The organism is Sorangium sp. So ce726 (genome assembly GCF_051521405.1).
Lineage (GTDB): Bacteria > Myxococcota_A > Polyangia > Polyangiales > Polyangiaceae > Sorangium.
Genome location: NZ_CP150349.1, coordinates 12,485,492 through 12,500,871, shown reverse-complemented (window position 1 = coordinate 12,500,871; position 15,380 = coordinate 12,485,492). Strand labels below are relative to the sequence as shown.

The window sequence follows — 15,380 nt, the reverse complement described above, 5'->3', positions numbered from 1 at the left end:
CGCGGAGCGATCCACCGAGTCCACGAGAAGCACGACGACCCACAGCAAAGAGCACCCATCCATGAGCGAGGATCATCTGCACTCCCCCGAACCGTCGCCGGCGCCGGCCGACGACTCCCTGGACATCGCGGTCGTCGGGATGTCCTGCCGGCTCCCGGGGGCCCGGGGCGTCGACGATTTCTGGGGCGTCCTGCGCGAGGGGGTGGAGTGCATCCGCCGCTTCAGCGACGAGGAGCTCCTTGCGCTCGGCGTCCCCCGCGAGGCGCTGGCCGCGGAGGGCTTCGTCCCGGCGGGCGCCGTGCTCGAGGAGGTCGACCGGTTCGACGCCGCCTTCTTCGGCTACTCGCCCCGCGAGGCCGAGCTCATGGACCCCCAGCACCGGCTGTTCCTGGAGTGCGCGTGGGAGGCGCTGGAGCGCGCGGCCTGCGTGCCGGACGCCGCGCGCACGGTGGGCGTGTTCGCCGGGACCGGGCTGAGCACCTACCTGCTCTACAACCTGGCGTCGCGCCCGGAGCTGTTCGACGCGGACGACAGCTTCCAGATCATGATCGGGAACGACAAGGACTTCCTGGCCACACGGCTGTCGTACCTGCTCGATCTGCGGGGGCCGAGCGTCACGGTGCAGACGGGGTGCTCGACGTCGCTCGTCGCCGTCCACCTCGCGTGCCAGGCCCTGCTCGGCTACCAGTGCGACGTCGCGATCGCGGGCGGCGCCGCGGTGCAGGTGCCGCAGCGCACCGGCTACCGGTACCAGCCCGAGGGCATCGCGTCGCCGGACGGGCACTGCCGGCCCTTCGACGCCGACGCGGGCGGCACGATCTTCGGCAGCGGCGTCGGCGTGGTCGTCCTGAAGCGGCTCTCGGACGCGCTCGCGGACGGCGACCCCATCCACGCCGTCATCAAGGGGAGCGCGATCAACAACGACGGCTCGGCCAAGCTCGGCTACACGGCGCCCAGCGTCGAGGGGCAGATCGAGGTCATCACGCGGGCGCAGTCGATCGCCGGCGTGTCGCCGGACAGCATCGGGTTCGTCGAGGCGCACGGCACGGCGACCGCGCTCGGCGATCCGGTGGAGGTCGAGGCGCTGACGCGCGTGTTCCGCGCCGCGACCGAGGCCACGAAGTTCTGCGCGCTCGGCTCGGTGAAGTCGAACATCGGCCACACCGACGCCGCCGCCGGCGTGTCGGGCCTCATCAAGGCGGTGCTCGCGGTGGAGCACGGGGAGCTGCCCCCCACGCTGCACTTCCAGCAGCCGAACCCGCGGTTCGACTGGCAGGAGAGCCCGTTCTTCGTCAACGCCGCGCCGCAGGCGTGGGGCCGCGCCGCAGGCGGTACGCCCCGCCGCGCCGGCGTGAGCTCCTTCGGCATCGGCGGGACCAACGCGCACGTGGTGCTGGAGGAGGCCCCGCCGCGGCCGCCGTCGGGGCCGTCGCGGCCCCACCAGCTGCTCGTGCTGTCGGCGAAGACGCGCGCCGCCCTCGACCGGGCGACGGCCGACCTGGCCCGCCACCTCGAGCAGCGCCCCGAGCTGCCGCTCGCCGACGTGGCCAGCACGCTGCAGCTCGGGCGCCGGGCGCTCCCCCACCGGCGGGCGGTCGTGTGCTCGGACGCGGCGGACGCGGCGCGCGCGCTCGCCGAGCTGCCGCCGCAGCGCTCCGCCGCGGGCGAGGCCCGCAGCCGGCAGGTGGTGTTCATGTTCCCCGGCGGCGGCGCGCAGCACCCGGGCATGGGCGCCTGGCTGTACGAGCACGAGCCGATCTTCCGGCAGCACCTCGACACCTGCGGCGACCTCCTGGCGCCCCGCCTCGGCGTGCACCTGCGGGACGTCATCTATCCACGCCACGCGCCGGGCGCAGACGGCGGCGGCGCAGGCGGCCGGCTGACGCGCACCGGCGTCGCCCTGCCCGCGCTGTTCGCCGTCGAGTACGCCCTGGCCCGGCTCTGGATGGAGTGGGGCGTCGAGCCCGCCGCCATGATCGGCCACAGCATGGGCGAGTACGTCGCCGCGTGCCTGGCCGGCGTCTTCTCGCTGAAGGACGCGCTGGACCTCGTGGCGGAGCGGGGCCGCCTGTTCGAGGGCGCGCCGCGGGGCGCGATGCTGAGCGTGGAGCTGCCGGAGCCCGAGCTGCGGAAGCTCTGCAGCGACCGGCTCTCGATCGCCGCGGTCAACGGGCCGGAGCAGGGCGTGATGTCCGGCGACGAGGCCGCGATCGAGGAGCTCGCGGCGGCGCTCGAGCAGCGCGGCGTGGAGGTCCGCCGCGTCCACATCGACGTCGCCGCGCACTCGCACCTCATCGACGGCATCATGCCGGCCTTCGCCGCGTTCCTCCGCACGCTCCGGCTCGGCGCGCCCGCGCGCCCCTTCGTGTCCGGCGTGACGGGCACGTGGATCACCGAGAGCGACGCGACCAGCGTCGACTACTGGGTGAGGCACCTGCGCCAGACGGTGCGCTTCGGCGACGGCGTGCGGACGCTGCTCGAGGAGGAGCCCGGGCGCGTCCTGCTCGAGGTGGGCCCGGGCCGCGTCCTGAGCTCGCTGGCGCGGCTCCAGGTCGCGCCCGACGCCGCCACGGTGGTGCTCACGTCCATGCGCGCCCCGGTCGAGGAGCGCCCGGACACCGAGGTGCTGCTGACGACGCTCGGGCGGCTGTGGGTCTCGGGGGTGAAGGTGGATTTCGCCCGCGCGTCCGCGCACGAGCAGCGGCGGCGCGTCGCGCTGCCGACGTACCCGTGGGAGCGCCGGCGCTTCTGGATCGATCCCCGCCCTGCGGGCGCGGGCCGGCCGGAGGCCGCGCGCGCGGAGACGGAGCGGCGCGCGCTCGCCGACTGGTTCTACCTGCCCTCGTGGCGGCGCGCCGCAGCCCCCGCCCCGGCGGTCCCCGCGGGCGCGCGCTTCCTGGTCTTCGCGGATCCCGGCGGCGCCGGGCCGCAGATCGCGTCCAGGCTCGCCGCGAGGGGCCACGACGTGACGACGGTCGTCCCCGGCGTCGAGCTGCGCCGGGTGGACGACAGCAGCTACGAGCTCGACCCCGCCCGGGAGGACGCCTTCGCGGCGCTGCTCGCCGAGCTCGAGCGCGCCGGACGGCGTCCCGATCGGATCGTCTACGCCTGGCCCTTGCTGGAGCCGCTGGCAGGCGCCGACCCGGTGGAGCACGCGCGGCGGCTCGGGCTGGACGCGCTCATCGCGCTCGGTAAGGCCGTCGGCGCCGCTGCCTCGGGCGCGCGGCCGCTCCACGTCTCGGTGATCGGGAGCGGCGTCGAGGCCGTGTCCGAGCGCGACGCGGTGCGGCCCGAGCGGGCGCTGGTCCTTGGCCCGTGCCGCGTGCTGCCGCTGGAGCAGCCGAACGTCACGTGCGCGCTCGTCGACATCGCGAGCGCGGCCCTGAGCGAGCCGGAGCTGGACCGCCTTGCGGCCGAGGCCGAGGGGCCCGCAGAGAGCGCGGTGGTGGCGCTCCGCGGCGCCCGGCGGCTCGTGCAGGCGTTCGATCCGGTGCGGCTCGATCCCCCTGCGTCACCGCCGCTGAGGCCCCGTGGCACCTACCTCATCACGGGCGGCCTCGGCGGCGTCGGCCTCGTGCTGGCCGAGCACCTGGCGCGGCGGGCAGAGGCGCGCCTCGCGCTCCTCGGGCGCGCGGAGATCCCCGGGCGCGACGCGTGGCCGGCATGGCTCGCCGGCCACGCGGAGGACGACCCGACCTCCGCCCGGATCCGCCGCCTGCAGGCGCTCGAGGCGCTCGGCGCGGAGGTGCTGGTGCTGCGCGCCGACGTCGCGGATCCCGCGCAGGTCGCGCGCGCGCTCGGGCAGGTCCAGGAGCGCTTTGGCGCGCTGCACGGGGTGATCCACGCGGCCGGCGTCCCCGCGGGGGGCCTCATCCAGGTCAAGGACCGCGACGCCGTCGAGGCGGTGCTCCGGCCGAAGGTGCAGGGGACCCTCGTCCTCGATCGGCTCCTCGCCGGCGCGCCGCTCGACTTCTTCGTGCTCTGCTCGTCCCGGACCGCGGCGACGGGCGACCTGGGCCAGGTGGACCACGTCGCCGCGAACGCCTTCCAGGAGGCGTTCGCGGAGCGCTGCGCCCAGGAGGGCCGCGCCGGTGTGATCGCGCTCGCGTGGGACACCTGGGCCGAGGTGGGGCAGGCCGTCACCACCGCGGTCTCCGGGGCGCTCGAGGGCGTGCGCGCCCAGCTGCTCGCGCACGCGATCCGGCCGGCCGAGGGGCCGGAGGTGCTGGAGCGGGCGCTGTCCCGCCCCGCGGCGAGGATCGTCGTGTCCACGCGCGCGATCGAGGTGGCGGCGGCGGAGAGCCGGCGCGTCGCGCGCGAGCTGATGACGGCGCTCGGCGTGACGGACGAGCCCGCGGAGGGCGCCGCCCCGCGCCCGCTCCCGGCCTCGGGCGACGCCGAGCACGTCATGGCGCGGATCTGGGAGCGCGTGCTCCGCGTCGAGCGCGTGGGCCCGCACGACAGCTTCTTCGACCTCGGCGGCAACTCCGTGCTGGGCCTGCGCCTCATCGCGGAGATCAAGCGCGAGTTCGGGCTGTCGCTGCCCGCGGTCAGCCTCTTCGAGAACCCCACCGTCACCGCGCTCACGCGGCGCGTCGCCGGGAACAGCGAGCCCGACGACGCGAACGAGGATCGCAGGAGCCGGGGCGCGCGCCGCCGCGAGCGCCATCAACGCAGGCAAGAAGCGAAGTAGGAGTCGTCTCTCATGACCCACGCTGTGAATGGCAACGAGATCGCCATCATCGGGATAGCGGGCCGCTTCCCCGGCGCCGAGAGCCTGGAGGAGCTCTGGCAGAACCTGTGCGACGGCGTCGAATCCATCGCCACGTTCACCGACGAGGAGCTCGCCGCGCGGGGCGTGCCCGAGCACCTGCGCCGCGACCCGCGCTTCGTGAAGGCCGCGGCGTCGCTGCGCGACCCGGCCCTCTTCGACGCCGCCTTCTTCGGCTACACCCCGCGGGAGGCGGAGCTCATCGACCCGCAGCAGCGCGCCTTCCTGGAGTGCGCCTGGGAGGCCCTCGAAGACGCCGGCCACGCCCCCGCCGAGCAGGACGTCCTCGTGGGCGTCTTCGGCGGCGCCGCGCTGAGCTCGTACCTCGTCTTCAACCTCCTCTCCAACCCGGCGCTGCTCGCCACGCTCGACCCGCTGCAGGTCAACCTCGGCAACGCCAACTCCTTCCTGACCACGCGCGCCTCGTACAAGCTCGATCTCAAGGGGCCGAGCTTCAACGTGGAGAGCGCCTGCTCGACCTCCCTGGTGGCCGTCCACGTCGCCTGCCAGAGCCTGCTCAACCACGAGTGCGATCTGGCGCTCGCCGGCGGCGTGTCCATCAACCTGAGCGTGCAGCACGGCTACCGGTACATCGAGGGGAGCATCCTCTCCCCCGACGGCCGGTGCCGCCCCTTCGACGAGGGGGCGAGCGGCATCGTCTTCGGCAGCGGCGCCGGCGTCGTCGCGCTGCGGCGGCTCGAGGACGCGATCGCCGACGGCGACCCGATCTACGCCGTCATCCGCGGCTCCGCGGTGAACAACGACGGCGCGCTCCGGGCGGGGTACACCGCGCCCGGCGTGGCCGGGCAGACGCAGGTGATCACCGAGGCGCTGGCCAACGCCGACGTCCCGGCGGAGACCATCGGTTACGTCGAGGCCCACGGCACGGGCACGGCGCTCGGCGATCCCATCGAGATCCAGGCGCTCACCCGCGCCTACCGCGAGCAGACGGAGGCGACGCGCTTCTGCGCCATCGGCTCGCTCAAGGCGAACATCGGCCACCTGGACGCGGCCTCGGGCGTGGCGGGCCTCATCAAGGCGACGCTCGCGCTGCAAAACCGCCTGCTCCCCCCGAGCATCCACTGCGAGACCCCGAACCCCGCCGTCGCGTGGGAGACCACGCCGTTCCACGTGTGCACCGCCCTCACCCCGTGGGAGCCCGGCGCGACGCCGCGGCGCGCCGGCGTGAGCTCGTTCGGGATGGGCGGCACCAACGCGCATGTCATCCTGGAGGAGCCGCCGCCGCGCCAGTCCGAGCCCCCGGCGCGGGACCGGCAGGTCCTCGTGCTGTCGGCCAAGAGCGAGGCCGCGCTCGACGCCATGACCGCGCGGCTCGCGCGCCACCTCCGGCGGCACCCCGACACGAGCGTCGCCGATCTCGCCTACACGCTGCAGATCGGCCGGCAGCGCCTCCCTCACCGGCGCGCGCTCCTGTGCGAGGGCAAGGACGCGGCGAGCGCCGCGGCGGCGCTCGAGGACGCTGGCCGCCGCGCCTTCACCGGGCACGAGGAGCGCGCCGGCCGCCCGGTGGTGTTCATGTTCCCCGGCCAGGGCGCGCAGCACGTGCGGATGGGCGCCCGGCTCTACGCGAGCGAGCCGGTGTTCCGGCGGCACATCGACGAGGGCGCGGCCATCCTCCGGCCGCTGATGAAGCAGGATCCCCGGGAGCTGCTCTACCCCGGCGCCGATCCGACCGACGCCTCGCGCGCGGCCGTCGATCGCACCGAGCTCGCGCAGCCCCTCCTGTTCCTCGTCGAGCACGCGCTCGCCCAGACGTGGATGTCCTGGGGCGTGAAGCCCGCGGCGATGATCGGCCACAGCGTGGGCGAGTACGTCGCCGCGTGCCTCTCCGGCGTGATGTCGCTGGGCGAGGCGCTGGCCCTGGTCGTGGCGCGCGGCCGGCTCATGCAGTCGCTGCCGCCGGGCGCCATGCTCTCGGTGAACCTGCCCGAGGCCGAGCTGTCGCGCCTCATCGAGCCCCCGCTCGGGCTCGCGGCCGTGAACGGACCGTCGCTCTGCGTGGCCTCGGGCCCGGTGGAGGCCATCGCCGACCTCGAGCGCCGCCTCGGCCAGAGGGGCGTCGGCGCGCGCCGCCTCCGGACCTCGCACGCCTACCACTCCCCGCTGCTGGAGCCCATCGTCGGGCCGTTCGCCGAGCAGGTGCGGCGGGTCCGCCTGAGCGCGCCCCGGCTGCCCTGGGTCTCGAACGTGACCGGCGCGTGGATCACCGCGCAGGAAGCGCAGGATCCCGCGTACTGGGTGCGCCACCTGTGCAAGACCGTCCGCTTCGCCGCCGGGCTCGAGCTGCTCGCCGAGCGCCGGGATCGGGTGCTGCTCGAGGTGGGACCGGGCCGCGCGCTCTCGACCATCGCGCGCCAGCAGCCGGCCTTCGCCGAGGAGGGCGGCGCGCTCCACTCGCTCCCGTCGCCCACGGACCCGACCGCCGACGACGTCCACCTCTTCGAGACGCTGGGCCGCCTCTGGATCGCCGGCGTCGACGTCGACTTCCGGGCCGTGCACGCCGGGGCGCGCCGGCAGCGGCTGTCCTTGCCGACGTACCCCTTCGAGCGCCGGCGCTACTGGATCGAGCCGGCGGCCGCCGCGCCGAGCGGGCTCGTCCCGGCCGCGCCCCTGGACGCCGCCGCAGAGCCGCTCGCCGACGCCGCCGCGCCGGCCTCGTCGCACGGGTCGCACCCCCGCCCGCGGCTCCGCACGGCGTTCGTCGCGCCGCGCACCGACCGCGAGCGCGCCGTCGCGCGCATCTGGCAGGAGGTCCTCGGCATCGACGAGGTCGGCGTCGACGACAACTTCTTCGAGCTCGGAGGCCACTCGCTGCTGGCCACGGCCGTCATCGGCCGGCTGCGCGAGACCTTCGGCCTCGAGGTGCCGCTGCAGCTCCTCTTCGAGGCGCAGACCGTGGCCAGCATGGCGGAAGTGGTCGGCTCTCTCCAGGGGAGCGCGGGCGGCGACGATCCTCGGATCAGCGCGCTGCTCGCGAGGCTGGCCGAGCTCGCCGAGGGGGATCCGACCGACGTGTGACGCGGCAGCAGGGTGGAGCTTTCGCTGGCACGTCAGCGCAACGGACACCCATCCAGAGGGAATCGCATGGAGAACGCAAATGGATTGCTGAGGGTGCTCCTCGTCGCGATGGAGTACACCCCCAAGGTGAGCGGCGGCGTCGGGACGTACGTCTTCGAGCTCGCCAACGGCCTCGCGCGCGCCGGCTGCGCGGTGACGGTGCTCGCCTATACGCCGGGTGAAGCCGCCGTGCTGCGCCACCCCAACCTGGAGGTGCACCTCGTCGCGCCCCGCAAGGAGACGTTCAACAGCGCCTCCGGGGCCTCCCTGGTCCAGGGGATCCTGACCTTCAACGACGAGCTGGTCCGGTACGCGAAGCAGCACCTCGCCTCGTGGCGTCCGGACATCGTCCACTTCCACCAGTGGCACACCCGGGACGCTGGCCGCCGCATCGCCGCCGAGCTCGGCGTCCCGGTCGTCGGGACCAGCCATCACCTCTCCGAGCCGACGGAGCGCTGGTGGGGTCAGACGCCCGATCCTGAGATCGTGGAGCAGGAGACGCGCTTTTACGACGGGAGCACGCACGTCATCACGGTGAGCGAGTCGATGCGGACGCTCATCCGCGAGACGTACGGCCTGGCCGCGCAGAAGATCGACATGATCCACTGCGCCCTGAACCTCGACCCGTTCTTCGAGCCCGCGTACCCCGAGCCGACGTTCGCCGAGCTGCGCCGCACCGTGGCCGAGCCGGACGAGGCGGTGGTGCTCTACACGGGCCGGATCCACCCGCAGAAGGGCATCCCCGCGATCTTCGCCGCGGCAGAGCGCGTGCTCGCCGAGCGCCCTCGCGTGGTGTACCTCCTGGCCGGCGGCACGGACTCGCGCGAATCGACGCGGATGATCCAGGATCTCTCGGCGCAGTATGCGCCCCTCGGATCGCGCATGAAGGTGCTGGGCAAGCTGCCGCGCAAGCAGCTCAGGTACCTGCACCGGATCGCGGACGTGGCGTTGATCCCCTCGCTGTACGAGCCCTTTGGCTTCACGGCCATCGAGGCGATGGCGTCGGGGGTGCCCGTGATCGCGACCCGGGCTGGAGGGCTCGCCGAGATCGTGCAGGACGGCGAGTCCGGGCTGCTCGTCCCTGTGCGGGGGTCGGGCTCCGAGGCGCGGGAGGTCGACGTGGAGCGCCTCGCCGCCGCGCAGCTCGCGCTGCTGGCGGACCCGGCGTTCGCGAGGAAGCTCGGCCGGGCGGGGCAGCGGCGCGTCGCCGAGCTGTTCCAGCTGCCCCGGATGATCCAGGGCAATCTCCAGGTCTTCCGGCAGCTGCTCGGCCGGACGGCCGAGAGCGACGGGCGCCATGCGCTCCGCGACGGCGCGATACCACGGTGACGAGCGAGCCGCTCGTGGGGGCGCGTCGCGCATCGACCGCAAGATTCTCCAAGAGCGCCAGGGCACCCGTCACTAGCGTCTCCGACGTGGAGGCGCCCTCTCGTGGGTCCTCCTCCTGAGGAGGCAACATGTACGATCACATCGGAGTGAAGGTGAAGGACATCGAGGCGAGCGTTCGCTTCTACGCCGCTGCGCTCGCGCCGCTCGGTCACGTGCTGTGCGCCCGCGATGAGGCTTATGCGAGCTTCGGCCCCGAGGGGGCCCCGGCCCTTTATCTGCAGGTGGACCAGGCCCCCCGGGGCTCCGGCGCGCACATCGCCCTGCGCGCCGCGGATCATGCCGCGGTCGATCGGTTCTACCGGGAGGGGCTGGCGGCCGGCGGCCGCGACAACGGCAAGCCCGGCGTGCGCGCGGATTACGGCCCGACGTATTATGCGGCTTTCCTGCACGACCCCGACGGCAACAACCTGGAGGCAGTCTGTATGAAATAGGGGCGCGGCGCGCGGCCATTGCGCCATCGCCGTGGAGGGCTCCGGCCGCCGCACCCTGGTTCTCTCCGCCGGCGTACGATTTCGTCGCGAGGCGCAGCCGGTCGCCGCATTTTGGAATGAGCATCTCGCACCGGCGGTGCCCCATTCGCCGGAACGGCGCGCGAAGGTAGATAAGATCGATAGACCGCCTCATCGAAGCGCGCCGCGCAGCGGCGAGCTCCCGGACGTGCCCTCGACGCCCCCCCGAGGCAGCGTGAGCGCGGAGCTGCGGGCTACCGCTTCTTCTTCGCCTTCGGCGGTGCGCTCGGCTTGATATCGATGCTCGTGGCCCCCTGGCACGGCACCTGCGCCGTCACACCCGCGCTGAGCCACTCAGGGAACTTCGTCTTCCCGGCCCGGCCGACGCGCACGAAGAAGCGGCCGCAGCGCACGGCCAGCGCCTGGTTCACGTCTCCCGCGTACTTGCCGGTCATGTAGACGCCCCCCGGCTGCGGAAACCCCACCGTGAGCAGGCCCTGATCCTTGGGCAGCGACGCGGGATTGCCCCCCTGCCGCGCCTGGCTCGCGGCCTCCTTCGCCGCAGCGGCTTCCTTCGCCGCGGCCTCCTTCGCCGCAGCGGCCTCCTTCGCGGCCTCCTTCGCCGCGGCGGCCTCCTTCGCCGCAGCCTCCTTCGCCGCGGCGGCCTCCTTCGCCGCAGCCTCCTTCGCCGCGGCGGCCTCCTTCGCCGCAGCCTCCTTCGCCGCAGCGGCCTCCTTTGCTGAAAGCGTCTTCGCCGCCTGCGACTTCCCTGCCGGAGCCTTCTTCGTGGGGGGCGACTCGCTCGCCGCGGACGCCGCTGCGGCGACAGGCTCGACGAGCGCGGGCGCCAGCTCCACCGCGGCAGCGGGAGCCGGCTCGGGCCGCTCCCGCCGCGCCACATAGATCCAGAGCGCCGCCACCACCGTCGCCGTGATCGCCGACACCGCGATCGTCCCGGCAGGCGACAGCGAACGCGGCGCTTGCCACGCCAGCGCAGGAATCCGCGGGCGCCGCGACGACGCGCCCGCCGGAGGCGACGACTCCACCGGAGAGCCGCTGCGGCCCTCCGCGCTCGGCCTCGGGTACGGCACGCCCCCGGGCGGCGTCAGCCCCGATGAGCCATCCACTGGCACCGTCACCCCGGGCGGCGTCAGGCCCGTCGCGCCCATCGGCACGGTCACGCCAGAGGGGGTCACCGGCGAGCCGGAAGGCGGCTTCGGCGGCGCCCCCAGGAACGCGGGCGCGAGATCCGCCGGGAGGGCCGGCGGCGGACCGAAACGGATCGCCTCCGGGATCACCGAGGTGGTCGGCACGAAGCGGGCCGCCTCCGTGCCCGTGCCAGGCATCGTCGTGCCGTCCTCCTCGAATATCGGATCGACCTCGGTCAACGTCGGCGGACCGCCCTCCGCCGGCCCCTCGTCGGCCGCCGCCGCGTCGCGCTCCGCCGCGCGCTTCGACGCCTCGAACAGGCGGCCGAACGTCTCGCGATCCGGCAGCGCGGGCCTTCGTCCCTCGACGCCCTTCGCGCCCTCGCCCGCCCCCGGCAACACCTGGCTCGCCGGCACCGGGATCGTGATCGGCTCGGGCGCCGGCGCGCCGAGCGTCGCCTTTTCCTGCCGAGCCGACCCGCTCAGCGCCTCGGACGCCGCCGCCGAGGGAGGCGCTGTCTTCGCCTGCGCGCCGGGCGGCCGCGGCCTCCCGGCGCCGCCGTCCCTGGCCGCCTGATCCTTGGCAAAGAGATCCTTCGCGAGCCGCTTCGCCACGTCCGCCGCGGGCCTCGCGGTCTGACCGCCCTTGCCCTTGACCGGGATCGTCGGCCGCCGGTCCTCCTCGTGATCCGCGTCCTCGATCTCGATCGTCGCGTGCGCGGATTGCACGCGCGTCACGAGCTCGGCCTTCCCCTTCTCCGGGCGAGCGACCTTCGCGAGCGCCTGCTCGATCTCGTGAACGGTGATCTTCCGATCGTCCGGCGACGGCGCGAGGGCCGTGTCGAGCAGCGCCACGATCGGGCGCGGGATCTCCGGCCGGATCGTGGCGATCGCCTGCGGTCGCGTGCCGTCCGCGGACGGCCGCCGCCCCGTGAGCAACGACCAGAGCAGCAGCCCCACGCCATAGATATCGGCCTTCACCGTGACGCGCTCGGCGCGCGCCTGCTCGGGCGCCATGTAGCCCGGCGCGCCCTTGACCACGCCCGCGATCGTATCCGGCGTGCGCCCGAGGATCTTGCCGATGCCGAACCCCGTCAGGCGCACCTGCCCGTCCCACCCGATCACGATGTTCTCCGGGTGGAGGTTGCGATGGATGATCGGCGTGGGGCTGCCGTGCTCGTCGACGGACCCGTGCGCGTGCGCGAGCGCCGCGGCGATGCAGTGGACCAGGTAGTAGACCGCCGCGTCGGCGAGCTTCTGCTGCCGCGCCGCGAGGTGCTGGTGCAGCCGATTGAGGTTCACGCCCTCGACGTGCTCGAGCACGAGCACGAGCCGGCCGTCGTGCTCGAAGAAGTCGAACATCCGCACGATCGCCGGGTGGTTCATCGTCGCGCAGATCGACGCCTCGCGGGCGAGCTCGTCGGCGAAGCGCGGATCACCCTCGGCGGTATTCGGGACGAGCTTCAGCACGCAGACGCGGCGAAACCCGAGCGGGCCATCCAGTCGCCCGAGATAGACGCTGGTGGGCCCAGAACCGGACAGGCGCCGGAGAATCTTGTAGGCCCCAATCGTCTCGGGAGCGGGCTCCGTCGGAAACATCCGGGGCCGATCATACCCAAGCGGGGCGAAGCCCCCAAGCCAACGACCAACACCGATCACTTCGCGGCGCCAGGAGGCGTCCCCGGGCGCCTCGGTAAGAGGCCATGCTCCACGCGCCCTGTACGGCGCGTCGCTCTCCCGCTCGCCAGAGAGCGGTACAGCTGATCAGCAGAAGCCCGAACAGCTGTGACGGATCACTGCTCAGGGTGCGCGGCGCTGCCTGGCCAGGTTTCCCGAGGGCCGCGCGCTCCGCGGCTCGCAGCGCCTCCCCGCGCCGCGCCTGACGCGCTGAAGATACGGCGCGTGCTCCGCGGACGGGCCGCCGGACGTGGTGGAGAACTCACCATCGACCGCGACCTCGTGATAGATCGCCCGCGACCTCGCGATAGGCGAGCGCGCGTCCTCTCCACACCGCGCGCGGCCCGCGCTCCATGGCGGAGAGGGCGCGTGGCCTCGCGAAGGAGGGCGCGCTCGGCCCGAGCTGTTGATGGGTCCGCCCGGGGTTCGCCGGCCGCTTAATTAAATAAGGCCTCCTCGGGGAGAGGCCTCCGGTCGCGCTCGCGCGGCCGCGCCTCCGGCCTTCGAGCGGCGCGGGGCCTGGGCTATAAGCCGCCGCGATGAAGCTCCGCGCCTGGCATCGATTGCTCGCCGTCGTCCTCCTCGCGGGCTGCGAGGCCGCCGTCCCGCCTCCTCCGCCCGCGCCGCCCCCGCCCCCGTCGCCGAACGCCGCCCCCGCCTCGGCGCCTGTACCCGCGCCGGCCGCGCCGGCCACGCCGGCGTCGCGGTTCCCCGCCGGGTGGCCTTACCCCGAGGGCGCGCCGCCGGTGCGGGGCCCCTCGATGGTCACGAGCGACGCCGCCCTCGCCACGAAGGTGGGCGCGGAGGTCCTCGCCTCGGGCGGCAACGCCGTCGACGCGGCGGTCGCGACGGCGTTCGCGCTGGCGGTGGTGCACCCCACGGCCGGCAACCTCGGCGGCGGCGGGTTCATGGTCGCGCGCGTCGGCGACAAGGAGCACGCGCTCGACTTCCGCGAGACCGCGCCGGGCAAGGCGACCCACGACATGTACCGGGGCAAGGACGGCAAGGCCACGGAGAGCGCGCGCGTCGGCCACCTCGCGGTCGGCGTGCCCGGCAGCGTGGCGGGGCTCTGGGAGGCGTACGACAAGCTCGGCTCCAAGAAGAAGACCTGGGCCGAGCTCGTCGCGCCCGCGATCCGCCTCGCGAAGGAGGGCTTCTCGGTCGACGAGAACTTCGCGACGACGGTCAAGGCCGCGTCGTCCAAGCTCAAGCGCTTCCCGGCGTCGGTCGCGCTGTTCCTGCCGGGCGGCGCGCCCATCGAGATCGGCGCGACGTGGAAATCGCCCGAGCTCGCGGCGACGCTCGAGCGCATCGCGGAGAAGGGGCCCGCGGGCTTTTACGAGGGCAAGACGGCCGAGCTGTTCGCGGCCGAGATGCGGCGGGGCAAGGGCATCATCACGGCCGCCGACCTCAAGGGCTACAAGGCGAAGTGGCGCGAGCCTGTCGTGTTCGAGTACCGCGGCCGCCGCGTCGCCTCCATGCCGCTCCCGTCGTCGGGCGGCCTCGCCCTCGCGATGATCGCGCATCAGCTGGAGGGGCTCGACATCGCCAAGCTCGGCTGGCACTCGCCGTCGCACGTCCACGTGGTCGCCGAGGCGATGCGGCGGGTGTTCCTCGCGCGCAACGAGGTCCTCGGGGATCCCGATTTCGTGAAGAACCCCGTGGAGGAGCTGCTCTCGGTCGCGTGGGCCGAGAAGCAGCGCGCCACGATTGCGGCGGACCGCGCGACGCCGACGGACGAGCTCGCCCGCGGCGCGGTCAAGGACTCGGGCGGGCGCGGCCCGCACACGACGCATTTCTCGGTGGTCGACGCGCAGGGCAACGCCGTCGCGCTGACCACGACGCTGAACGGCTGGTACGGCTCGGGGGTCACGGTGACCGGCGCCGGATTCGTGCTGAACAACGAGATGGATGACTTCGCCGCCGTGCCCGGCACCCCGAACCAGTTCGGTCTGGTGCAGGGGGAGGCCAACTCCATCGCACCCGGCAAGCGCATGCTCTCGTCGATGTCGCCGACGATCGTGACGGGGAAGGACGGGCGCGTGGAGCTCGTGCTCGGCGCCGCGGGCGGCCCGACGATCCTCACTGCGGTGTTCCAGATCCTCTCCAACGTCGTCGACTTCGGCTTCGACGTGACCACCGGGGTCAACGCGCCGCGCTTCCACCAGCAGGATTACCCCGACAAGCTGATGGTCGAGCAGGGCGGCTTCCCCGACGAGCTGAGGAGCGCGCTCGGCGCAATGGGCCATACCCTCGACGACCGCGAGCACATTGCCGACGCGCCGTCGATCGGCCGCGAGGGCGCCGCGTTCGCTGGCGCGCGGGAGCCGCGGCGGCCCGGCTCCGAGGCGGCTGCCGGGAAGTAGCGTCGACGGGAAGTAGCCTCGACCAGAGCCGCTCCCCACATCGGCTCACGCACCGCCCGCGTGTCCCACAACGGGCGGGCTCCATGGCCTGCTCCGGACCGGCAAACCGCCGCCACGGCGTACTCGGGAGCGCCGCCGGGTGGGGGACTCAACAACGAGCCACGCCCGCGTTGACCGACCCACCCGACCCACGTTGTCGCCCGCCGGGCGACGCATGTTGTCGGGACAACATTGCAACGGCCAATCGGTCAGGCGTCTCCTTACCTCTCTATCAGGGGCCAATCGTTCCTCATTTCAACGCCTTATCGATGCGAGAAGGCGCCGCGCACATCAGGCACTTCCCTAAGGGAATCCCTCTCCATCTGGCGCACCTTGGCCGTTCCCGGCACGGGCGTGTGCCCCATGCACCGTGGCTCCTCTCTCGTGAAGGCGTCATCGCGTGATGCACATCCGGCGGCCCTCTGCGCCGCGGAGCGCCGTGCGTCCGCGCGGCGAGGCGACG

Annotated in this window: 6 protein-coding genes; 5 read left to right on the top strand and 1 reads right to left on the bottom strand. The window is 73.7% G+C overall.

The features are described from left to right. Positions 1-61 precede the first annotated feature (61 nt). The 4 genes from WME79_RS46590 to WME79_RS46575 all read left to right on the top strand — a co-directional run bounded on the left by WME79_RS46590 (position 62) and on the right by WME79_RS46575 (position 9,669). Positions 62-4,693 (top strand): type I polyketide synthase, encoded by a 4,632-nt coding sequence (locus WME79_RS46590; RefSeq protein WP_437528736.1) that lies wholly within the window; start codon positions 62-64, stop codon positions 4,691-4,693. Between the two features lie 12 nt (positions 4,694-4,705). Next, a complete protein-coding gene (locus WME79_RS46585; protein WP_437528734.1) occupies positions 4,706-7,810 on the top strand; it encodes a type I polyketide synthase in 3,105 nt (1,034 codons plus the stop codon). Positions 7,811-7,876: 66 nt separating this feature from the next. Beyond that, positions 7,877-9,178 carry a glycosyltransferase family 4 protein gene (locus WME79_RS46580; protein WP_437528733.1) on the top strand — a complete coding sequence of 434 codons (1,302 nt, stop codon included), beginning with the start codon at positions 7,877-7,879 and terminating at the stop codon, positions 9,176-9,178. A gap of 128 nt (positions 9,179-9,306) precedes the next feature. Then, complete coding sequence (locus WME79_RS46575) at positions 9,307-9,669, top strand: VOC family protein (RefSeq protein ID WP_437528731.1); 363 nt, start codon at positions 9,307-9,309, stop codon at positions 9,667-9,669. A gap of 272 nt (positions 9,670-9,941) precedes the next feature. Here the strand turns inward: WME79_RS46575 and WME79_RS46570 are convergent, their stop codons facing one another. Next, complete coding sequence (locus WME79_RS46570) at positions 9,942-12,434, bottom strand: protein kinase domain-containing protein (RefSeq protein WP_437528729.1); 2,493 nt, start codon at positions 12,432-12,434, stop codon at positions 9,942-9,944. A 617-nt stretch (positions 12,435-13,051) separates the two neighbouring features. Between WME79_RS46570 and ggt the strand changes: the two genes are divergently transcribed. Continuing rightward, positions 13,052-14,878, top strand: coding sequence for a gamma-glutamyltransferase (ggt, locus tag WME79_RS46565; RefSeq protein WP_437528727.1), 1,827 nt, complete (start codon positions 13,052-13,054; stop codon positions 14,876-14,878). The last annotated feature ends 502 nt before the right edge of the window (positions 14,879-15,380 follow it).

Excerpts from the sequence above, each read along its gene's own strand:
- WME79_RS46575 (WP_437528731.1), top strand. The coding sequence starts at position 9,307 with ATGTACGATCACATCGGAGTGAAGGTGAAGGACATCGAGGCGAGCGTT.
- ggt (WP_437528727.1), top strand. The coding sequence starts at position 13,052 with ATGAAGCTCCGCGCCTGGCATCGATTGCTCGCCGTCGTCCTCCTCGCG.
- WME79_RS46585 (WP_437528734.1), top strand. The coding sequence starts at position 4,706 with ATGACCCACGCTGTGAATGGCAACGAGATCGCCATCATCGGGATAGCG.
- WME79_RS46590 (WP_437528736.1), top strand. The coding sequence starts at position 62 with ATGAGCGAGGATCATCTGCACTCCCCCGAACCGTCGCCGGCGCCGGCC.
- WME79_RS46580 (WP_437528733.1), top strand. The coding sequence starts at position 7,877 with ATGGAGAACGCAAATGGATTGCTGAGGGTGCTCCTCGTCGCGATGGAG.
- WME79_RS46570 (WP_437528729.1), bottom strand. The coding sequence starts at position 12,434 with ATGTTTCCGACGGAGCCCGCTCCCGAGACGATTGGGGCCTACAAGATT.